Source organism: Planomonospora sp. ID91781, assembly GCF_015711595.1.
GTDB lineage: Bacteria > Actinomycetota > Actinomycetes > Streptosporangiales > Streptosporangiaceae > Planomonospora > Planomonospora parontospora.
This window is the reverse complement of the sequence record NZ_JABTEY010000002.1, coordinates 851,545-870,064: the sequence shown is the minus strand read 5'-3', so window position 1 is coordinate 870,064 and position 18,520 is coordinate 851,545. Positions and strand designations below refer to the sequence as shown.

The window sequence follows — 18,520 nt, the reverse complement described above, 5'->3', positions numbered from 1 at the left end:
CATCGCCTTCTCATGATCGGCCGGACGGGGCCGGCGGGAACGAGTACGGCCAGCGTACGATCCGCCCGGCGGCTTTTCAACGGGATAACCGGCCGCAGGGGCGGGGCCGCCGGCGCCGTGAGCGGAGCGGACGTCAGGCGTGGGCGGGTCGTTCGTGCCGGGCGTGGGCCGGCGACTCCAGCTGCAGGGTGGCGTGGTGCAGGTCGAAACGGTCCTTGAGGCACTCCTGCAGGACGTCCAGCAGCCGCGGGGCGTGGCCGTCGGTGAAGCACTCGTCGTCGATGACGATGTGCGCGCTGAGCGCGGCCAGGCCCGAGGTGACGGTCCAGGCGTGCAGGTCGTGCACGGCCCGTACGTGCGGCACCGCCAGCAGCTGCGCGCGGACCTGGTCCAGGTCCAGATGGGCGGGGGTGGCCTCCAGGAGCACGTTGACGGCCGCGTGCAGCAGCTTGAGCGCGCGCGGCACGATGAGCAGGCCGATCAGCACCGCGACGACGGCGTCGGCGCGGGTGAACCCGGTCAGGTGGGCCACGATCGCGGCGGCGATGACGCCCACGGAGGTGAGCGCGTCGGTGGCCACCTCCAGGAAGGCGCCGCGCAGGTTGAGACTCTCGCCCTGCACGCCGATCAGCACCAGCATCGAGGCCAGGTTGCCGACCAGGCCGACGACGCCGAAGAGCAGCATGGAGCCGGTGGCGAGGTGCGGAGCCTCCGCCGAGACCAGGCGGGAGACCGCCTCGTACAGCACGTACGCCCCGAGGCCGAAGAGCACCGCGGCGTTGACGGCCGCGGCCAGGATCTCGGCCCGGGCCAGGCCGAAGGTGCGCCTCGAGGTGGCCGGGCGGGCGGCCAGGACGATGGCCGCCAGGGCCAGGGCGATGCCGGCGCTGTCGGTGAGCATGTGCCCGGCGTCGGCCAGCAGCGCGATGCTGCCCGAGGCCAGTGCCCCGGCCACCTGCACGAGCATGACGGTGCCGGTGATGGCCAGCACGCCGACCAGGCGCCCGCGGTGGCGGCCGGTCGGACTCAGCTGCCCGTGGCCGTGGCCGTGGCCGTGGCCGTGGCCGGGCGCGTGGTCGGTCCCCACGAACGGTCCTCCTTCTGATCCGGGGGACGGCTTCAACGGCCGCGTGCCGGGGACGATCCGCGTGCCGGAGCGGTGGCGTCCGGGGCGGTGGCGTCCGGGGCGGTGGCGTCCGGGGCGGTGGCGTCCGGGGCGGGCAGGCGGCCCAGGCCGGGCACGAAGCGGCCCACCCGTGCGGCGTACCCCTGGTAGGCGCGGCCGTGAGCGGCCAGCAGGTAGGGCTCCTCCACCGCGCGCACCTGCAGTTCGACCGCGGCCACCAGCACGGCCAGGGCGAGTACGGCGACCGGGTTGGGCACCATCAGCGTCAGCCCGGCACTGGTGGTGACCATCGCGGTGAAGATCGGGTTGCGGGCGAGCGCGAACGGGCCGCCGGTGACCAGATCGGTGCGCTCGCCGGCGTTCACGCCGATCCGCCAGGAGGCGCCCATGGCCAGCTGGGCGGCCAGCGTGGCCGCGGTGCCGGAAAGGGCGATCACCAGTCCGGCGGCCGCCACCGCCGGGTGGTCGAGGACGGCCAGACCGGCCATGCCGGCTGTGGCTGCGACCGGCCCGGCCAGGCCCAGCGCGATCGCGGCCACGAACGCCGTCTTGGCCCACCAGGCCACCGATCCGGCCGGACCGGCGTCCAGACGCAGGCCGGTGTCGCCGGTGCGGCGCCGGTGCACCGCGGTGCGCCAGCCGAAGGCCAGGCCCATGGCCACTACATACACGATGAGCGCGGTAACGGCCATGGTCAGTCCTCGTCGTCGGTGCGGCGGGCAGGGGCGGAGAGGGCGGCCATCAGCAGCAGCCCTCGGTCTCGGCGGTGGTGCAGCTGCGTTCGGCGTCGGCGGCGACCGCGACCACGGCGGTGCGCAGGTCGTCCAGGGCGTGGCCGAGCCGGGCGTCGGCCAGTTCGTAGCGGGTGCGCCGGCCCACGGGCGCGGACACGACCAGGCCGCAGTCGCGCAGGCACGCCAGATGGTTGGACAGGCGGGTGCGGGAGATGCCCAGGGTCTCGGCCAGCTCGGCCGGATGGGCGGGTGCCTCGCGCAGCGCGAGGAGGATGCGGCAGCGGATCGGGTCGGCCAGCGCGCGGCCGAACCGGGCCAGGACCTCGATCTCGGGGGCGATCGTCAACATACCGCGATAGTACAGGAAATCCTGAATTCAGGAAATTGTGTATATTTGGACGGGGTTCGGCGGCCCGGTCATCCGCCTGCCGCGGCGGAGGGTGCGCCGTCGTGCCGCCGGCGCCTCCGCAGGCGGCGGCCGGGGCGGCGCCGCGAGCGGTCCCGGGATTCGTCCGTTCGACATCACTCTGATCATGTCGAACGGACGAGTCCCGGAAAGGCGAGGTCTCCCCATGTGCGGCGAGGGCCGGGTCCTCCATCGGGGGAGGACCCGGCCCTCGGAAGGGGACGCGGGGTCTCCGTCACCCGGAGATCCTCACCCCTCCCGGATGAGGGATGCGTCCGGGAGGGGTGGGAGCCCGTCGTTCCGGCCGGAGGCGCGGTACCTGGCGGCGAGGGCGTCCAGCGACCAGGAGCCGCCGCCGGTCACGGCCAGCAGGAGGAAGGACCAGGAGAAGAGGGCGGCGGCCTCGCCTCCGTTGACCATGGGGAACAGCCCGCCGGGCTGGTGCACGACGAAGTAGGCGTAGGCCATGGTCCCCGAGCAGAGCAGCGCGGCGGCGCGGGTGGCCAGGCCGAGCATCACCAGGCCGCCCGCACCGAGTTCGATCACCGCCGCCCACCATCCGGGCCATTCGGCGAACTCCGGGGCCCGCCCGCCGTGCGGGCCGCCGAGGACGCCGAACAGGGTGGCCGCCCCGTGACAGGCGAACAGCAACCCGATCGCCGTCCGGGCCAGCGACAGCGCCATGTCGCGGATCAGGTCCATGTCAGACCCGCTGCCAGAGCGCGGGGACGTTCGGCGGTTCCCAGCCCGCGATGGCGGTGTGCGCCTGGAGGCACCGGTAGGTCGCGCCGCCGTAGGTGACCTGGGAGCCCGCCGTGTAGGCGGTGCCCGCCTTCCAGGTCCCGCCCGGCGTCACGGTCGGTGTCGGGGTGGGCGTGGGGCTCTGCGTCGGGGTGGGCGTCGGGGTGGGCGTGGGGGTGGTCCCACCGCCACCGATCTGCAGGTCGATGCAGGCGTAGAAGGCGTTGGCGGTGTCGGCGATGTTCCAGATGGCCAGGACCTTCTGCCGGCCGCTGAACCCGGCCAGGTTCACCGCGTGCGACACGGTCGCGCCGGGCTGCCTGCCGCCGTCGTTGAAGGTGGCGATCCGGGTGTTGCCGATGTAGTACTCCCACGTGCTGGTGGCGTGGCGGGCGGTCAGCACCCAGTTGAAGGTGACGCCGGTGCCGACGGGGGTCGCGGGCCATGCCTTGCTCTCGTCGCTGAGCTGGGCGAACCGGGCGACACCGCCGTGGCAGTTGCGCTGGCCCTTGGGGCCCTCCACGCTCTGCGGCTCGTAGACGATGGGGCCGCAGCCGGTGACGCGGCCCTGGGCGCACATGGCCTGGCGGCTGGGCGGGGACGACACGTAACCGTGGGCCAGTGCCGGTGCGGCGGTGAGGACGGTGGCTCCGAAGGTGACGAACGCCGTTGCGACGATCATCGCTGTTCTTCGCATGGTTGCTCCTTGGCTGGGGGGCTGCCAGGAACATAAAGGAAAGTTTCCTAACAGTAAACCGATAGCTGACTTTTCCTGATATTTAATGTCATGAACGAACTTCGTCCCAGGTGTCCGCGCCGCCCGGAGGAAGGAAGCCCGCAGCCGGGCTGCGACGGCTTCGCCCGGGCGGGCCGCGCCCGGGGAAGCGGTGACCGCGAGGTGGAGCCGCGCTCGGGTCGCGGCGGGCGGCCGTGGCCGCCCGCCGCGGGGGTTCCCCTCTCTCGTCGTCCGGTGGATGCGGCGGGCGGCCCCGGTCTCGCCCGCCGCGAAGGACCTGTCCGGTCAGACCCGCTGCCAGAGCGCCGGGACGTTCGGCGGCTCCCAGCCGGGCAGCGAGGTGTGCGCCTGCAGGCAGCGGTAGCTCACGCCGTCGTAGGTGACCGTGTCGCCGGCGGCGTAGCTCTTCCACGTCTCCCATGAGGTCCCACCCGGCCCGCCGCCGTTCACGGTCAGGCTGAGGGTGGCGGAGCGGTCGGCGGAGGCGCCGTCCGCCCGCAGGGAGACGGTGTAGGTGTTGGGCGGAGTGCTGGCAGAGGTGGTGACGGTCACCGTGGAGGACTGGCCCGCGGTGATGGTCGGCGGGCTGAAGACCGCGGTCGCGCCGGAGGGCAGGCCGGTGGCGCTCAACGTGATGCTCTGCGCGTCACCGGAGGTGACCGTGGTGCTCAGTACGGCGGTGGCGGACCCTCCCGCGTCGATCGAGACCGAGGACGGGCTCACCGAGACCAGGTAGTCGTCCGCCGGCGTCCCGGTCCCGCCGACGGCCAGCTTCCAGATGCCGTACGCCGCGGCGTCGGCGGCCCGGTCCAGGATCGTGTCGTTGATGTTGGCGGCGGTGTCGCAGGAGGCGTGGTAGCAGGGGTCGTACGCGCGGCCCGCCGTACCGCCCCACTTGGTGGCTTGAGCCGAGGTCTTGACGGCGCTGGCCCCGGCCGCCACGCCGGAGGTGGGGATGCCCGCGTTGCGGAAGGGCGCGTCGTCGGACCGGTTGGCGCCCTCGGTGTTCTCCTCGGGCCGGAGGTTCAGTTTGTCGTAGAACTCCTTGAGCGGGGCGGCCGCCGGGGTGGTGATGTTGTTGATGAAGTAGCCGCCGTTGGGCGAGCCCACCATGTCGTAGTTGTGGTAAGCCTTGATCTTGCTCCGCTCGGTGGCGCCGATCGCGTTGACGTAGAACTCCGAGCCGTTGAGGCCCTGCTCCTCGTCGGTCCACCAGGCGAATCGCACGTGCTTGGCCATGGACGGGTTCTTCTCCGCCAGGGTGAGGGCGACCTCCAGCAGGGCCGACGAGCCCGAGGCGTTGTCGTTGATACCCGGTCCGGCCGAGACGCCGTCCAGGTGGGCTCCGGCCATGACGACCTGGTTCGGGTCGCCGCCCGGCCAGTCGGCGATCAGGTTCGGTCCCGCACCGCCGGTGCAGCCGGAGGTGCAGGTCTGACGCGTCACGGTGTAGCCGGCGGCCCGGAGCCTGCCCTCGACGTAGGACACCGAGGCGGTGTAGCCCGGTCCCGTCGCCCGGCGGTTACCGCCGTTGGACGCGGCGATGCTCTGGAACTGCTGCAGGTGGGCCTTGACGTCGGCGAGGCTGATGTCCGGCGCGTCGGTGCCCGGCTGGCCGCTGCCGACTCCCAGGGTGAAGCCGACCCGCTTGTCGGCGCTGGCGCCGTCGAGGGTGACGGTGAGCGGGTAGGACCCGGCCGGGGTGTCCGCCGAGGTCGTGAGGGTCAGCCGCGAGGTCTGCCCGGCGGAGATGACGGCCGGGCTGAAGGCGGCGGTCACGCCCGAGGGCAGGGAGTCGGTGCGCAGCGTGATGGATTGGGCGTTCCCGCTGGTCACCGTGGTGCTGATGGTGGCGGTGGCGGACTGGCCCGGTTGGACGTCCGCAGCGGCCGGATCGATCGAGGCCGAGTAGTCGTCGTTGCCGCCCTGCGGGGTGCAGGTCGGCTCGCCGGAGACCGCGGGGACGTTGACGGCGTTCCACGAGGCCTTGGTCGCCTCGAACCAGGCGCAGGTGGGGTCGAGCGCCTTGGCCGCGGAAAGGGTCTGGGAGCGCGACTGGGCGTGGGTCCGGTTGCCGGTGGTCTTCATGTTCAGCGCGGCGAGGTAGATCCGGCCGGCGTTCTGGATGCCGATGCCGCCGAACGTCCGCGGGTTCGCGCCGGAGCACACCGGGGTGGCGGGTTTGCCGCCGGTCGGGTCGGTCCCCTCGGCGAGCAGGTAGAACCAGTGGTTCTGCGGCCCGGCTGCGGCGTGCACCTCGGTGCTGGGGATGGAAGAGCTGTAGCAGTCCGGGTCGCCGTTGGTGCTCGGCCGGTACATGTACCGGATCGGGCCCTGCCCGACCAGGTTGACCTCCTCGCCGACCTGGTAGTCGGGCGGGTCGTTGGGGTTGTTCGCGTAGTGCTCCAGCAGGGCGCCGAAGATGTCACCGGTGGACTCGTTCAGGCCGCCGCTCTCGTTGCTGCTGCCCGCGCCGCCGCTGCCGGCGAACTGGTAGATCGCGTGGCCGTACTCGTGGCCGACCACGTCCATCGGCGTCGCCTGCTGGGTGCCGGCCTGGTTCTTGCCGAAGTTGGTGTAGGAGCCGTTCCAGTAGGCGTTGACCTGGTTCAGGCCGACGCGGGCGGGGAAGCCGCCGCCCTCGCCGGTGAAGCCGTTGTAGCCGAACCAGTCCCGGAGCATGTCCCATTCCTTCTGCGCCGCCCAGAGGGCGTCCACGCAGGCGGTCTCCAGGTTGGTCCCCTGGCCGTTGCCCCAGGTGTCACCGGACTTGGTGTAGGGGGAGCCGTTCTGGCCGCCGCAGGCCAGGTTGTTGCGGGTGGTGTCGCGCATCGTGTACGACGATCCGGAGCCGGAGGTGCTGATGTCCAGGCCGCCGCCGTTGTAGAAGCCGTGGCCGGTGCCCGCCCGGACGGCGTCCCACGAGCTCAGGATCCTGGCGTTGAGGGCGTCGACGTAGACGTGCTGAACGCTCGGGGCGTCCTTCGCCCGGCCGGTGACGACGACCTCCCACGCCATGCGCGGGGTGTCGGACAGCGCGTGCACGACCAGCGCCGGGGTGCTCACGCTCTCCACCTCGGTGAGCAGGGAGCGGGCCTTGAGCGCCGCCCGGTCCGCGGTCACGGTGGTCCTGGTGTCCAGCTTCAGCTCGGCGGTCTGCGCCGTGTCGACGCCGGCCACGGTGAACCCGGTGCGGTCGGTGGCGACGACCACGTCGCCGCCGTAGACGGGCACGCCCTGGTAGGCGCGCGAATAGGTGAGGAACTGCATGCCGGAGACCGAGACCGCCTTCTTCAGTGAGAAGACGTCGTCCCGGCCTCTGGCGAGGTCTCGGCGTTCGGCGGCGAGGGCGCTCTCGGCGTTGGCGATGGCACGCCGGCGCGCCTCGGGGTCCGGGGGTGCGAAGGAGGGCGGGGCGGTGGCACCGGCGGCGTTCGGCGCGTTCGCAGCCGAGGCCGAGGCGGGGACCACCGAGGTCGTGGTCAGGGCGACGGCCGCCAGCGCGGCGGTGACGCCCAGCATGAACCGGGGATTCACTGGGGGGTGACTCCTCTCGATACCCCTTGTGGGGGTGGGGGGTAAGGAGCCCTGCAGGGTGTCCGGCGCGCCGGCCCCGCTCGTGGCGGGCGGCGTCTCCGGGCGTGTCCTCGCTTCGGGCTGGACCAAAGCTGACATCGCGGGCGTGGAGCGGAGTACCCTACGAAATTCCATAACGGCGCGATATGGCGAGGCGCGGCGGCCGGGGCTCACCCGAGGGAGGGGAGAGGGCCGTGCAGCGCCAGCCAGGCGGCGTAGACCGGAGTCCTCCGCGCCTTGGCCCAGTAGTCCGCCCTGACCCCCGCGGCCAGATCGGACGCGTACGGCGCGACCGGCCCGTGTTCCGGCCAGCCGAGCAGGTGCCGGAAGCGCAGCGGGGTGCCGGCCAGCGGACGGATGGTGATACCCGGATATCCCGTGCTGAGCGCCTGGAACATGCCCACGCACCTGCCGGAGGAGATCAGGCCGACGGCGAGGCTGAGATCGGCGGCATAGGCGATGCGCGGGGTGAAGCCCGCCTCGGCGCAGGCAGTCCAGAAGTGCTCACGGTGCCCGGCCTCCGCCAGGGCGTGCAGGCCCCAGTCCTCTCCGGCGAGGTCCCGCAGTTCGATCTCGTCCGATCGGGCGAGGGGGTGCGAGGAGGCCAGTCCGACGAAGATCGGCTCGGTGGCCACACTCACATAGGTCACGCCCGTCGGCGGGAGGATCTCGTGTCCGGGATAGTCGCCGAGGGTGGCCAGCTCCAGCCGCCCGGACTCCAGCAGGCCGGGTAGCAGGTCCATGGCCTCTTCGGTCCGCGCCGTGATCTCGGCGTCGGGGATCAGCTCGCCCAGGCGGGTGATGGCGCTGATGCCCAGGTGGCTGACCATGCAGCCGACCCTGATGGCGGGTCGCGGGCAGCTCTGCCCGATGTAGCGCATGCCGTCCCGGCGCAGCTCGTCGAAGGCGGGCAGCAACGACCGCGCCCTCACCAGCACCCATGCGCCGAACGAGGTGGGACGGGTGCCGCCGCGGTCCCGGTCGAACAGCGGCCCGCCGAACATGCGCTCGATACGCCGCAGCTGGGCGGTGAGGGCGGGCTGGGACATGCCGAGCGCGACCGCGGCCCGTGAGATGCTGCCGTGTTCGGCGACCGCGCAGATCACCCGGAGATGGCGAACCTCTAGCTCCATACGACGAAGCTAATAGTAAAGTTTCTTTCCGATGAAGACCCAAAAAGGCGGCCCGCCCGGATCGCGCCCGTAGCCGCACCCGGCGTCTCCCGGGACCGGAGAACGTGAGTCCGTCCCATCGTGAAAAGTCCTTGCGCGTCGTCCCGGCTCGGCGGCTCACGGGAGTCTTCCGCTCCAGACGTGACGGCTCCAGACGTGACGGCTTCTCGGGATCGCGCACGTGGTATGCGCCGGTGACGTAGCCGCTCTCGACCCGCACCGCCGGCCGGGTGACGATCCGTACCGGGTAGGTGCGCCGTTCGCGCACGGTGGCCAGATCGACTCCCCGGCCTGCGTGCCGAACTCACCCAGCGCAGTGTGGACCGCTACCTGGCGCTCATGCTCGAGGGCTTGCGCGCCCGCCCGGACATCCGGCGACTGCCCGACAGCGCGGCTAAGGTCATGAAGATCACGCGGTCGATCACGCCGTCCTTGACGCGGTAGGAGACCAGCAGGTCGAAGTCGCCGCGGGCGGTGCCGACCGCGTGCTCGTGGTCCACCGCCCAGTCGCCCTCGGCCGTCCGGCCCAGCAGGTCGGCGTGGCAGGACTTGGCGTCGAACTGCGCCGAGTACCGTTCGCGCAGGTAGCCGGATCCCGCCGCCGCACGCCGGAGCGGCTGAGGGGACTCTCAGCGTCCCTCAGCGAAATCAAAGGTCCGGCGGAGCAGACTTCCGAAGTCTTCTTCTCCAGACCGCGGAGGCCCGCATGAGGAGCCGTTCCGGCGACCACCCGGTCGTGTCATCGGTCGGATGGTGGCGGCGGTGGGCCTCATGGGCGGGTCACGCCGAGAGGGGAGCGGCCGCCGCGTACGGCTGCGTGCTGCTGGTGGCCGCGCTCACGGGGTACCGCTCGTTCCTCGGCGTCACCGACCTCGGCCTGCCCGACGTCACGTGGCCGGGCGCGGCCGTGCTGCTCGTCGGATCCGTGGTCGCGGCCGCCACGGTACGCCCCTGGGGCGCACGGGTGCCGCCCCGTGTCGTGTCGGGCCGGAAGCATCCCGCGCCGCACGCGGCGCCCCGGGTGGTGCGGCGGATCGCCTACGCCGGCTGCTGGGTGTTCCTTCCCTACCTCGCCCTGCACGCGCTCGGCGCGGCGGGCGTCCCCGGCATCGAGCCCGGCGGATTCCGGCCGACCTGGCCCATGGTGCTGGCGGGGGTCGGCGGCGTCGGGCTCGCCGTGTTCCTGCTGCTGGACTGGTCCGGCCGTGGGGCATGGTCTTCCCCCGCTGGACGCCGTGGCTGGCGGGCCGGCGGGTGCCCCGGTTCCTGCCGCTGGCACCGGTCTGGGTGCTCGCGCCGACCCTAGCCCTGTACGGCACGGGCAGCGGGATCCTCGCCGGCGTCGGCGTCCTGGGCGACGGCCTGTTCGGCATCGGCGGAGCGGCGTCGCTGGCGTTCGGCGGGTACGGCTGGGCGCTGGCCGTCGCCGCCGTCTCCTACCAGCACCGGAGCCGGCCCCTGTGCGTGGTGACGAAAGCAGCCGCTTCCTGATACGACAACGACAGTTGTGATCTAGGGTCACGTGGTAAACGATCTGGTCATGCTGGCGGAGACGGTGGCTGAATGGCCGGCGGGGTTCACGGCGTTCGTCGGCCGGTTCGCGGGCCGGTTCCCGCGGGTGGAGGCGCGTCGCCAGATGCGCGCCTACGTGCGTGGCCTGCTGGGTGAGAGTGAGCGCAAGAGCGGCTGGACCTTGGCCGAGGCCGCCGGACAGTCCGGCCCGGAGCGCATGCGGCGGCTGCTGAACTTCTACGCCTGGGACAGCGACGGACCACGCGATGACGTGCGCCGGAGCGTGGTCGAGATCCTGGGTGATGCCCGCAGCGGGGTGCTGGTGGTCGATGAGACCGGCTTCTTCGAAGAAGGGCGTGCGCTCGGCCGGAGTGGCCCGCCAGCGCGGCGAAGCCGACGGGCCTCCGGGGAGAAGCGGACCGGGTTTTGGCGGTAGGGATCGGTCCCCGATGACGACTCGGCAACAGCGGCACGGGGTGTCGGAAGTGTTCAGCCGAGAGGTTTCCCGGCATTGATCGTCGACACGGGTCTCCGACAGCGCCCATCAGGAACAATGTGGTCGATCTGGTCGGTGTCGTCAGAGGGTCGTTTGCCGACGCTCCAAGCGACAGCGTGCTCAGCTGAGGTTGAAGGCGACATCCGTGACACGGATGCTCCGCACCCGGGAGTCGTCAAGCAGCGCGCGCAGGTCGCCCACCCGCCAGGATTCGGCGACGAAGGCGTACGCCAGGCCGTTGCCGGCCGCCTCGACCAATCGCGCGCGGCTCAGCGACAGGTCGCGCAGGCCGGCGTCGTCCTCGGGGCGCAGTTTGGCCGCCCAGGAGCGGAATGCGGCCAGGGCCTCATCCGGCTCCTTCGTACACTCCGGCTCGACAGTGTGCTCTTTCGGGCGATCTTCGAAGGGAGCCATGCGGGTGTTCCGGCTGATCGCGTTCTCATTGGTGCCGCCGAAGGGCTGATAGACGTAGGTGGTCATGCCGCAGTAGTCATCGCGGCCGGTGAAGTCGGCAACTTGGGTCGCGGTCAGCGGGTGGTCGAACTCCACCAGCGCGACCGCGTTCATGCCCGCGGGCAGGGCCTCCAGGCGCTTGCGGGTCTGGCGGCGGGCCGCGTCCTGGCTCTGGTCGCGCTCGCCGATGGCCATGAGGCTGTGGTCCAGTGCCGAGTCGCCGATGGGTGCGGCACCGATGGCGTCGATCGCGCCGAAGGGGTTCTTGGTGATCTCGTAGGTGAGGCGCTGGCTGGGGACGTCTTCGGTGATACCGTCGCTTGCCGTAAGCGGCTCGCCCACCAGGGTCAGGTGCTCGGTCCACCCGTCGCTGTCGTGGGCGAGTCCGTGGAAGTGGTGGTCGGGATTTGCGATCTTCGCGGCGGTTCCTATGACCACGGCGAAACGTTCATCAGCCTGATTCGGCCTGCGGGCATAGGCGATCATGGAGAGGGCGACACCGCCGGCCATGAACAGCAGCACGGTTACGACGATGACCTGGGCTAGGGACCGGATGGCCAGCGTCCAGTCAGGCTCCCCGGGCGCGTGGGGAGAAGGAAGTCTGGCCATGGACATGTCGCGCTCGCAGGGCACCTAGAAACGGACGAATACCCACAAAGAGTATGTTAAATTCCATCTCTCACACCCGCGATCTCACCCCGGAGAGCGTTCAGCAGCCGGGGTGCTACCGCCAAAACCCGGACCGATTCTCCCCAGATGCCGAGACCGCGACGGCCGCGACCGGGTAGGCGACGCGAGCCGTTGCGGGCAGACGAACAGAGGAAGACCGGCACCTCCAGCGGATGCGAACGCCTGGCTGCGCCCGTCAGTACCGCCGTGCTGCAGGGCCGCTCGCCGGTGCTGCGGCGCTGCTCACGGCAGCGGCAACTGCATGGCCATCCGGATCCGGGAGCCGCCCGGCTGCCGCTCGACGCTCACCTGGTCGCATACCTGACCGATGACCCACAGGCCCGCACCGCGACCGGCGCGAGGATCGGGCGGCGCGAAGGGCAGGTGCGCGGCGTCCAGCGCGCCACGCCTGTCGACGACGTCGACGATCAGGTGGCCGCTGTCTCGGCTGATGCTCACCGTGCCGGTCCCGCCGCCGTGATCCAACACGTTGGCGACGGCCTCGTAGACCGCCAGGACCAGCTCGCCCACGCGCTGGGCCTCGAGACCGGCCGCGGCCGCGTGCTCGCGCACACACCGGCGCAGCAGGCTCAGGTCGTCGTTGATCGGCCAGCGCCACTGCTGCTGAGTGGCCATGAAGTGCCTCCCGGGCACCGTGCCGGGCAGCGCCTGCAAAGGACGGGGCGTCCGCGGGTCAAGCGCGCCGGTGGTGTCCTCACCGTAGTACACGCGACCAGGTGCTGCGGTGGCACCGCAGCCGCGCCGGGACCACGGCCCGCCGTTGGCGCCTCATGGTGGGGACCGAGGCCGGGCCACGGTCCCGGACGGCCGGGCTGAGCCCGCCGCGCGCCTGGAAGGAGTGCATCCGGTCACCGCGCGCTCGTCCCCGGCGGGCGCAGGGGAAAAAGGCAGACCGTTTCCGCAGGCCAGCGGAGGAGTGGGGAAGTGTTCACGGCGCAGGGCTTGCGTGATGGCACGGTGGGAGGCATACGGTGGACGAAGCGGTCACCGCTCGTGCGTGATCCGCCCACGGGCGCAGTTCCCATCCGCTGTGAATTGAGACGCCCCGATGACCGATCTGTCGATCACCGTCACCGACCATCCCGCGTTCACGCTGATCACCTTGGACGGTGAACTCGACCGGCTGTCGGCCGGCCGTTTGGGTGAGAGCCTGGATCAGGTGCTGGCCTGCGGCCGGGTGCATCTGGTGATCGATGTGGGCGCGCTGACGTTCTGCGACTCGAGTGGCCTGTGGACGCTGATCAGCTGCCAGCGCCGGGCCACCGCTGTCGGCGGGTCGGTGCGCCTGGCGGGCGCGCACGGAGTCGTCCGGCGGCTGCTGGAGATCACCCGGCTGACCGACCTGTTCCCCCACGACGATGTCGTCCCGGCGCTCCGGCCGACGGCGCCGTAACCGGTCTCCATACCCCGGTGACGGGCGGGACAGCTCAGCCGGTGTCCAGCGCGGCGGCGGCCGCCGCCCGCGCCACCGCCTTGCTCGCCCCGGTCCCGCTCGTCATGACGACCTGCTTGCCGCCGGTGGGGCGGGTGACCACCGTGGCGGTGAACGCCGGAGCGTGCGACGGACCCGTCCGCGATGCGGGCCGCCTCCCGCTCGCCGGCCGCAGCCCCGATGCGGATCCCGGCCTCCTTCAGTCAGGTCTTCAGCGTGAACGTCGGCACGTGCAGGGAGTCGGCGGCCTGGCGGACGCTCATCCCGCCGCCCAGGAGCGTCTGGGCGACGTCGACGACGCGTTGGTGCTCCCGGCGCCGGTCCTCCTCGTTCGGCAGGTTCATCCGTTGCGCGTGCGCGGCCGCGCCGTCGGCCGGCATCTGCCCGGCGGCCACGAGGCAGGCGACGCTGCAGTACAGCCCGGGCCGGACGTGGCGGCCGCGGCCGCCGGGCGCCCGCTCCAGCGCGTACCAGCCGGCCGGCACCCACAAGCCGCGCTCGGTGCGCTGGCAGACGCGGCAGAAGAACGACCGTTCGGTTTTCTGGTGGCCGGAGCGGGTGGCGGCCAGGCCGCCGCGGCGGCGCGACGCCGGAACCTGATCGACCTGCGGGGATGGCTCGTCGATGCTCACAGCCCTCCACCCTGCCAGGTCGCAACCGATCCGGTCGCGGGAATCGGCGGCCGCACCACCCCGAGCGGGCCTTATCACCGCTGCGGGAGATCGGAGGCGGCGGGCAGGGTGAAGGTGAAGCGGGCACCGCCGCCGGGATTGTCGTCGGCGGTGATGGTGCCGCCGTGGCGCTCGATGACCCGCTGGCAGATGGCCAGCCCCAGCCCGGTCCCGGTGTAGGTGCTGGCGACGCGGTGGAACCCGGTGAAGATCGCCTCGTGCTCACCCGGCGGGATGCCGATGCCGCGGTCGGCGACCGTGATCTGTACCCAGCCGCTGCCGGCCGGCTCGCCGGTGACGTCGACGCGGGCGGCCTGACCGGCCGGGGTGTACTTGATCGCGTTGCCGATCAGGTTGTCGAACAGCTGACGCAGCAGGGGAGGGTTGCCGCGCACGGGTGGCAGCGCTCCGAGGTACACCTGCGGCACCGCCTCGGCCGTCTCGGCCGCGGCCAGGTGATCGTCGACGATCTGGCGCACCAGACGGGCCACGTCGACGTCGACGAGGGGCAACGCGGCGTCCCGGGCGGTGGCGTAGATGAGCAGGTCGTCGATCAGCCGGCTCATCTGGCCGGCGGCGGCCAGCACCCGCTGCAGGTGGCCGAGGTCCTCCCGGCGGACGCGCTGGCCGGCGAGGCTCTCCAGGGTGATCTCGGTGAAACCGCGCATCACGCTGATCGGGCGTTTGAGGTCGTGGGCGACGACGCCGGCGAACACGTGCAGTTCGGCCTCGCGCCGCCGGGTCTCCTCATACAGGCGGGCGTTGGCGATCGCCACGCCCGCCGCGGTGGCCAGCGCGGTGACCACGGCCTGGTCCTCTTCCCCGAACGGCCCGCCGCTGCGTTTCTCGGTCAGGTACAGGTTGCCGAACACCTCCTCACGCACCCGGATCGGCACGCCCAGGAAGCTGCGCATCGGCGGGTGGCCCGCGGGGAAGCCGTGGGAGGCGGGATGGTCGGCCATATCGGCCAGGCGCAGGGTCTGCGGTTTGCGCACCAGCAGGCCGAGCAGGCCCTCACCGCGCGGCCAGTGGTCGATCGCCGTGATCTGCTGCTCGCTCATGCCCACCGGGATGAACCGCTTGAGCGTGCCGCCCTCGCCGATCACGCCCAAGGCTCCGTAGCGGGCGTCGGCCAGCCGGGTGGCCGCTTCGATGATGCGGCGCAGCACGGTCTCCAAATCCAGGTCGCCGCCAATCGAGATCACGGCCTCCAGCAGGGTGTGGATACGCTCTTGGGCCGCCGCCAGCACCTGCAGGCGCTCCTGCAGCTCGGCGAGCAGCTCATCGGTCCGCATCCGCGGCAGCAACGGCTCGTCGCTCACATCCCCGCCTCCCCCAGTTCGTATACCCATTCGTTTGGGTCGTCCACTTCACTTGATTCGGGCGTCCGTTAATGGGCCGCCAGCTCGTGCTGGCCGTGGAAACCGGATGCGTGTTCGCGGGTGCTCAAGGGCCGTCCGGGCGGCGCTGTACGGTCCGCACAGCGCATAAGACGGACCGGGGGACCAGGCTTCCTCGTGAAGCAGTCCGACCTGGTGGTGCCTGCCTGCTCCCCTTCCCCGGAGGGACGGGTGGGCGCCCAAGGCGATGTCGGCCGAGACGATCGGCATCGCCCACCCGGTGAATCTACTGGCCGACCTCCTGATCCACCAGACGCGCACCGCTCCTGTGGCACCGCAACGCCGCCCTGCCCTGCCCGCCCGCACCGGTGCGCAGGCCGACGCGACGCTGGAGCGGCGGCATGCTCGCCGTCGGTGTGATCTTCCCGGGCCCGCCGGTGGGATGCCGATCCGAGAGGCCCGATGATCTCCTGGGCCGATCCGGCCCCGTCTTTCAAGGACGGTGACGATGATGAGCCATGAGTCACGACGTATCCGACCTGTCTGGTGAGCAGGCGGCTGTCTTCCCGGCCGTCTCCCGGTTGGAGAGTAATGCTGATGGGCCCAGGCACCTGCGGCAGGTCGCTCAGGAGGCCCGATTGGAGCCGGAGCGCACCGTTCAGGCGCTGGATCAGCTCACCGGCGAGCTGGGCCTGGTCGTCGCGATGGACGGTCCGTGGCATCCGGACTTCGGCCCGTTCTACCGGGTGCAGTCGCTGCGATGAACCCTCGCCCGGGACGGCTCGACGGACTACGGCGTACCCGGCTTATCCGGTGTGCGATCGTTCGGTAAAATGGCAGGCGTCCTCTGCGGTATCGGTCGAGCCGAATGCCGAGGGCGCTGCTGGACACCCGGCCCGGCTGTCCAGCAGGCTTCCGAGCCTCTGACCAGCGCTATTAGTCCTTTCCGATGTACTTGGTCTGCCACCCACCACTGGCTCCCGGGATGTGCCGTGGTGAGCACGCCGGTCCCCGCCAGTAATCAACTGGAGGCGTCCTGAGCTGGCGGTACCGCTGTGACGAATCGTGCATGCTCATGATCGGACGGCGCCCGACTCCGGTGTTACGGTGTGATCATGGACGCTGATATCGATGTGCGGACATGGTTGCGCAGTCGCGGAGCCGAGACGGTGGCGCATCCGGGCGGCACCCTGTATGCCCACCTGTGTCGAGTGCAGGAGCGCCTCGCTGAGGTCGGACATGGTGCTGTTGTGCAGTCAGCTGGCCTGACACATGCGGTCTACGGCACGGACGGCTTCGACATCGCTCTGCTCGACTGGACGGATCGAGCGCCGCTGCGTCACCTTGTCGGCGCAGACGCCGAGGCCCTGGTGTACTTGTACGGGGCCTGCGACCGGGGGCGCACCTGGCGACGGCTTGCAACGAGCGCTGAGGTCGTCGACCGCTTCACCGGCGAGGTTCACAAGCTGCGCCCCGAGCAGCTCGGATGGCTGATTGACCTGAGCATCGTCAACGAACTGGACGTCATCGACCAGGACCCATTGGTGGCCGACAGGCACCGTGCCTACTTTCGGGAGATATTCTCCGCTTGGGCGCCGTTCACGTCCGCGCCGGTCGACGCCGCAGTGCAGCGGGTCCTCAGACGGTAGGACGCCAAACCGGAACCGGCCCGCCAGCGGGCCAACATCGCGTACACCTGCCGCCGCGACACCCCCAACTCCGCCGCGGCCGTGCCGGCGGCTGCATGCCCGACCGTGGCGCTGGTGGCCAGCCGGCTGATCACCTCGGCCCGGCGCGTTGCCAGACCCCAGATCTCCGGCGGTGCAGTCAGCACACCCCGCTCAAGTAGCGCCGGCTCATCGATCCCAGCCAGTGTGCGGTGCGCGCCGGGCCCGGATCTGATTGCGGTGCCGTGATCTGATTGCGGTGCCGTTTGGCGGTGCGCCCAGGCCCCAGATCCGGCCCCACCTCTTCTCCCAGGCCCAGACAGCGCCGCGCGTGGTCGACGACGACCTCGGGAACCTCCTGCCAGGAGGAGAAACGCGCCATCTTCTGGAAGCACTTCAACGCCACGACCACGGCCGGCAGCGCCTGCGGCTCGGTGACCCGCTCCTGGGCCCAGTCGACCTCATCGGCTGTCGGAGTGAAGAACACATGCAGTGCCCGCGCCGAGGTCAAGCGCTTGAACTGCGGGTAGGCGGTCCACTCGATCGACGTCAGGCGAGCCCTTCCCGGCCGATCACTTCTAGAACCCGCACACCGTAGCGACAAGTGATCACGATGCGCCCCATTGTTCGCCGAACCGTAACCAAATCAGCGCAAATGGTCATGTTGAGACACCGTTAGGGCTGCTGACCTGCGATTGACCCCTTTCCGGCTTACTTGGTCTGCCCGCTTGGTAGGGGCGGTCGGCGAGCGATCGGGTCCCCGCGCGGAAAGCCCGTGAAGATCTCGGATTCGCCCTCACCAGGCAGGTCGCCGCTAGGGTGGATGCGAGCTGCCGGAACACCGCCGATGGGTGCCTCGATGCTGAATACGCGGCCGATCGTGATCATCCGCTGGAGTGCCATTATCAGGAGTCAGGCGCAGGAAAGCCGGCGTCGGCCGACCGAAACAGACGCGGGCCGGCTGCCTCCCGGTCCGGCGCCGCGCCCTCCTTGCGCCTGCGCGTAGGCGGCTCACGTAACTCGCAGGGCACCGTGTGGCCCAGGCGACAAACGACTTTCCTCGCCCTCATGCAAGGGAGACGGGATAGCGGGCTCAAGCGAGCCGGAGGGTCGTCAGGCAGGTCGGCGCGTCCTGGCCGGTGGAGATCTCCGCCTGGCCGGTCCTGCCGCCGTAGGCGACCGTCACGGTGCCGTCGATGCCCCGCGGCAGCCAGAACCCGGTGAACCCGTTGGCGAAGGTGGTGCGCGTCTCGTCGACCAGCACCTCGCCGCTGGCCGCATCGGTGATCGTCACCTGCATGTCCTTACCGGCCAGCTCACCGGCGCACGTGGTCAGCGAGTGGTGGAAGCACTCGTGGGTCCGGTCGGTGTAGGGCGCCACCGACAGGTAGAAGCGGTCAGCGGGCAGGGGGAGGACGACCTCCTGCCCACCGCCGGAGAGCGCCAGCTCGCCGGGGCGGACCGACGCCTTCAGGTCGGCCGGGCGCTCGGCGCCGCCCAGCCGGTCGAGGTGGTCGATGATCTGCACCGCGTCCTTGCCGGTCAGGCCGTAGGCGGACAGCAGCGTCCGGGCTGCGGCAGACGTCTGCGGTGCGGCGGAGGCCGGGGCGGACGGCGCCGGCGATGCGGTGCTCGGTGCGGTGGAGGTCGTGCCGCCGCTCTGACCTGCGCATCCGGTCAGCACCAGCGCGGAGACCGCGGCCGCGAAGAGGGTTCGTTTCCTGTTCATGTTCCTCGTATCGGCTGCCGGAAGGGCCGTTTGACGGGA

General features: G+C 71.1%; 19 protein-coding genes and 1 pseudogene. 6 read left to right on the top strand and 14 right to left on the bottom strand.

What is annotated here, in order from left to right:
* Positions 1–133 precede the first annotated feature (133 nt).
* From HS048_RS23225 to HS048_RS23190, 8 genes are all read right to left on the bottom strand, one after another.
* Positions 134–1,087: a cation diffusion facilitator family transporter gene (locus tag HS048_RS23225; RefSeq protein WP_196468661.1), complete on the bottom strand. Its 954-nt coding sequence runs from the start codon at positions 1,085–1,087 to the stop codon at positions 134–136.
* A 32-nt stretch (positions 1,088–1,119) separates the two neighbouring features.
* Positions 1,120–1,818, bottom strand: coding sequence for an isoprenylcysteine carboxylmethyltransferase family protein (locus HS048_RS23220; RefSeq protein ID WP_196468660.1), 699 nt, complete (start codon positions 1,816–1,818; stop codon positions 1,120–1,122).
* 49 nt (positions 1,819–1,867) lie between these two features.
* Entirely contained in the window at positions 1,868–2,209 is a 342-nt protein-coding gene (locus tag HS048_RS23215; protein ID WP_068897392.1) for a helix-turn-helix transcriptional regulator, read from the bottom strand.
* A gap of 306 nt (positions 2,210–2,515) precedes the next feature.
* The gene (locus HS048_RS23210; protein WP_068897391.1) at positions 2,516–2,968 is read right to left on the bottom strand and encodes a DoxX family protein; all 453 of its coding nucleotides are present in this window, start codon (positions 2,966–2,968) and stop codon (positions 2,516–2,518) included.
* Between the two features lies 1 nt (position 2,969).
* Entirely contained in the window at positions 2,970–3,704 is a 735-nt protein-coding gene (locus tag HS048_RS23205) for a lytic polysaccharide monooxygenase (RefSeq protein ID WP_068897390.1), read from the bottom strand.
* Positions 3,705–4,028: 324 nt separating this feature from the next.
* Positions 4,029–7,280, bottom strand: a complete 3,252-nt coding sequence (locus tag HS048_RS23200; RefSeq protein ID WP_196468659.1) for a M20/M25/M40 family metallo-hydrolase — start codon at positions 7,278–7,280, stop codon at positions 4,029–4,031.
* Between the two features lie 209 nt (positions 7,281–7,489).
* On the bottom strand, positions 7,490–8,452 hold the full coding sequence (locus HS048_RS23195; protein WP_068897389.1) for a LysR family transcriptional regulator: 963 nt from the start codon (positions 8,450–8,452) through the stop codon (positions 7,490–7,492).
* A 365-nt stretch (positions 8,453–8,817) separates the two neighbouring features.
* Positions 8,818–8,991 carry a hypothetical protein gene (locus HS048_RS23190; protein ID WP_196468658.1) on the bottom strand — a complete coding sequence of 58 codons (174 nt, stop codon included), beginning with the start codon at positions 8,989–8,991 and terminating at the stop codon, positions 8,818–8,820.
* A gap of 206 nt (positions 8,992–9,197) precedes the next feature.
* On the opposite strand from HS048_RS23190, the gene HS048_RS23185 reads away from it, so the two are divergent.
* The 3 genes and pseudogenes from HS048_RS23185 to HS048_RS23175 all read left to right on the top strand — a co-directional run.
* A complete protein-coding gene (locus HS048_RS23185) occupies positions 9,198–9,797 on the top strand; it encodes a hypothetical protein (RefSeq protein WP_196468657.1) in 600 nt (199 codons plus the stop codon).
* Positions 9,779–9,982 carry a hypothetical protein gene (locus HS048_RS23180; protein WP_196468656.1) on the top strand — a complete coding sequence of 68 codons (204 nt, stop codon included), beginning with the start codon at positions 9,779–9,781 and terminating at the stop codon, positions 9,980–9,982. Before HS048_RS23185 ends, HS048_RS23180 begins: the two co-directional genes overlap by 19 nt.
* A gap of 49 nt (positions 9,983–10,031) precedes the next feature.
* Positions 10,032–10,386: pseudogene (locus HS048_RS23175) on the top strand (transposase); the annotation flags it as partial.
* Positions 10,387–10,619: 233 nt separating this feature from the next.
* Here the strand turns inward: HS048_RS23175 and HS048_RS23170 are convergent.
* Both HS048_RS23170 and HS048_RS23165 read right to left on the bottom strand, forming a co-directional pair.
* A complete protein-coding gene (locus tag HS048_RS23170; protein WP_196468655.1) occupies positions 10,620–11,474 on the bottom strand; it encodes a hypothetical protein in 855 nt (284 codons plus the stop codon).
* A gap of 390 nt (positions 11,475–11,864) precedes the next feature.
* Positions 11,865–12,257, bottom strand: coding sequence for an ATP-binding protein (locus HS048_RS23165; protein WP_068897483.1), 393 nt, complete (start codon positions 12,255–12,257; stop codon positions 11,865–11,867).
* A 433-nt stretch (positions 12,258–12,690) separates the two neighbouring features.
* Between HS048_RS23165 and HS048_RS23160 the strand changes: the two genes are divergently transcribed.
* Entirely contained in the window at positions 12,691–13,035 is a 345-nt protein-coding gene (locus HS048_RS23160; RefSeq protein WP_196468654.1) for an STAS domain-containing protein, read from the top strand.
* Positions 13,036–13,277: 242 nt separating this feature from the next.
* Here HS048_RS23160 and HS048_RS23155 read toward each other — a convergent pair whose 3' ends face one another.
* Positions 13,278–13,706, bottom strand: coding sequence for a hypothetical protein (locus tag HS048_RS23155; RefSeq protein WP_196468653.1), 429 nt, complete (start codon positions 13,704–13,706; stop codon positions 13,278–13,280).
* Positions 13,707–13,780: 74 nt separating this feature from the next.
* Positions 13,781–15,067: an ATP-binding protein gene (locus HS048_RS39180; protein ID WP_374058791.1), complete on the bottom strand. Its 1,287-nt coding sequence runs from the start codon at positions 15,065–15,067 to the stop codon at positions 13,781–13,783.
* Between the two features lie 536 nt (positions 15,068–15,603).
* Here HS048_RS39180 and HS048_RS23145 point away from each other — a divergent pair.
* Both HS048_RS23145 and HS048_RS23140 read left to right on the top strand, forming a co-directional pair.
* Positions 15,604–15,849, top strand: a complete 246-nt coding sequence (locus HS048_RS23145) for a hypothetical protein (RefSeq protein WP_153054251.1) — start codon at positions 15,604–15,606, stop codon at positions 15,847–15,849.
* A gap of 351 nt (positions 15,850–16,200) precedes the next feature.
* Positions 16,201–16,734 (top strand): DUF6817 domain-containing protein, encoded by a 534-nt coding sequence (locus tag HS048_RS23140; protein ID WP_196468651.1) that lies wholly within the window; start codon positions 16,201–16,203, stop codon positions 16,732–16,734.
* A gap of 178 nt (positions 16,735–16,912) precedes the next feature.
* On the opposite strand, the gene HS048_RS23130 is transcribed toward HS048_RS23140, so the two are convergent.
* Together HS048_RS23130 and HS048_RS23125 are read right to left on the bottom strand one after the other, a co-directional pair.
* Complete coding sequence (locus HS048_RS23130) at positions 16,913–17,356, bottom strand: DUF4158 domain-containing protein (protein WP_230881849.1); 444 nt, start codon at positions 17,354–17,356, stop codon at positions 16,913–16,915.
* 489 nt (positions 17,357–17,845) lie between these two features.
* On the bottom strand, positions 17,846–18,481 hold the full coding sequence (locus HS048_RS23125; RefSeq protein WP_196468649.1) for a CueP family metal-binding protein: 636 nt from the start codon (positions 18,479–18,481) through the stop codon (positions 17,846–17,848).
* Between the last annotated feature and the right edge of the window lie 39 nt (positions 18,482–18,520).

Coding starts and splice junctions, on each gene's coding strand:
- HS048_RS23145 (WP_153054251.1), top strand. CDS start 15,604: ATGAGTCACGACGTATCCGACCTGTCTGGTGAGCAGGCGGCTGTCTTC.
- HS048_RS23195 (WP_068897389.1), bottom strand. CDS start 8,452: ATGGAGCTAGAGGTTCGCCATCTCCGGGTGATCTGCGCGGTCGCCGAA.
- HS048_RS23140 (WP_196468651.1), top strand. CDS start 16,201: ATGGACGCTGATATCGATGTGCGGACATGGTTGCGCAGTCGCGGAGCC.
- HS048_RS23215 (WP_068897392.1), bottom strand. CDS start 2,209: ATGTTGACGATCGCCCCCGAGATCGAGGTCCTGGCCCGGTTCGGCCGC.
- HS048_RS23210 (WP_068897391.1), bottom strand. CDS start 2,968: ATGGACCTGATCCGCGACATGGCGCTGTCGCTGGCCCGGACGGCGATC.
- HS048_RS23165 (WP_068897483.1), bottom strand. CDS start 12,257: ATGGCCACTCAGCAGCAGTGGCGCTGGCCGATCAACGACGACCTGAGC.
- HS048_RS23185 (WP_196468657.1), top strand. CDS start 9,198: ATGAGGAGCCGTTCCGGCGACCACCCGGTCGTGTCATCGGTCGGATGG.
- HS048_RS23125 (WP_196468649.1), bottom strand. CDS start 18,481: ATGAACAGGAAACGAACCCTCTTCGCGGCCGCGGTCTCCGCGCTGGTG.
- HS048_RS23160 (WP_196468654.1), top strand. CDS start 12,691: ATGACCGATCTGTCGATCACCGTCACCGACCATCCCGCGTTCACGCTG.
- HS048_RS23220 (WP_196468660.1), bottom strand. CDS start 1,818: ATGGCCGTTACCGCGCTCATCGTGTATGTAGTGGCCATGGGCCTGGCC.
- HS048_RS23205 (WP_068897390.1), bottom strand. CDS start 3,704: ATGCGAAGAACAGCGATGATCGTCGCAACGGCGTTCGTCACCTTCGGA.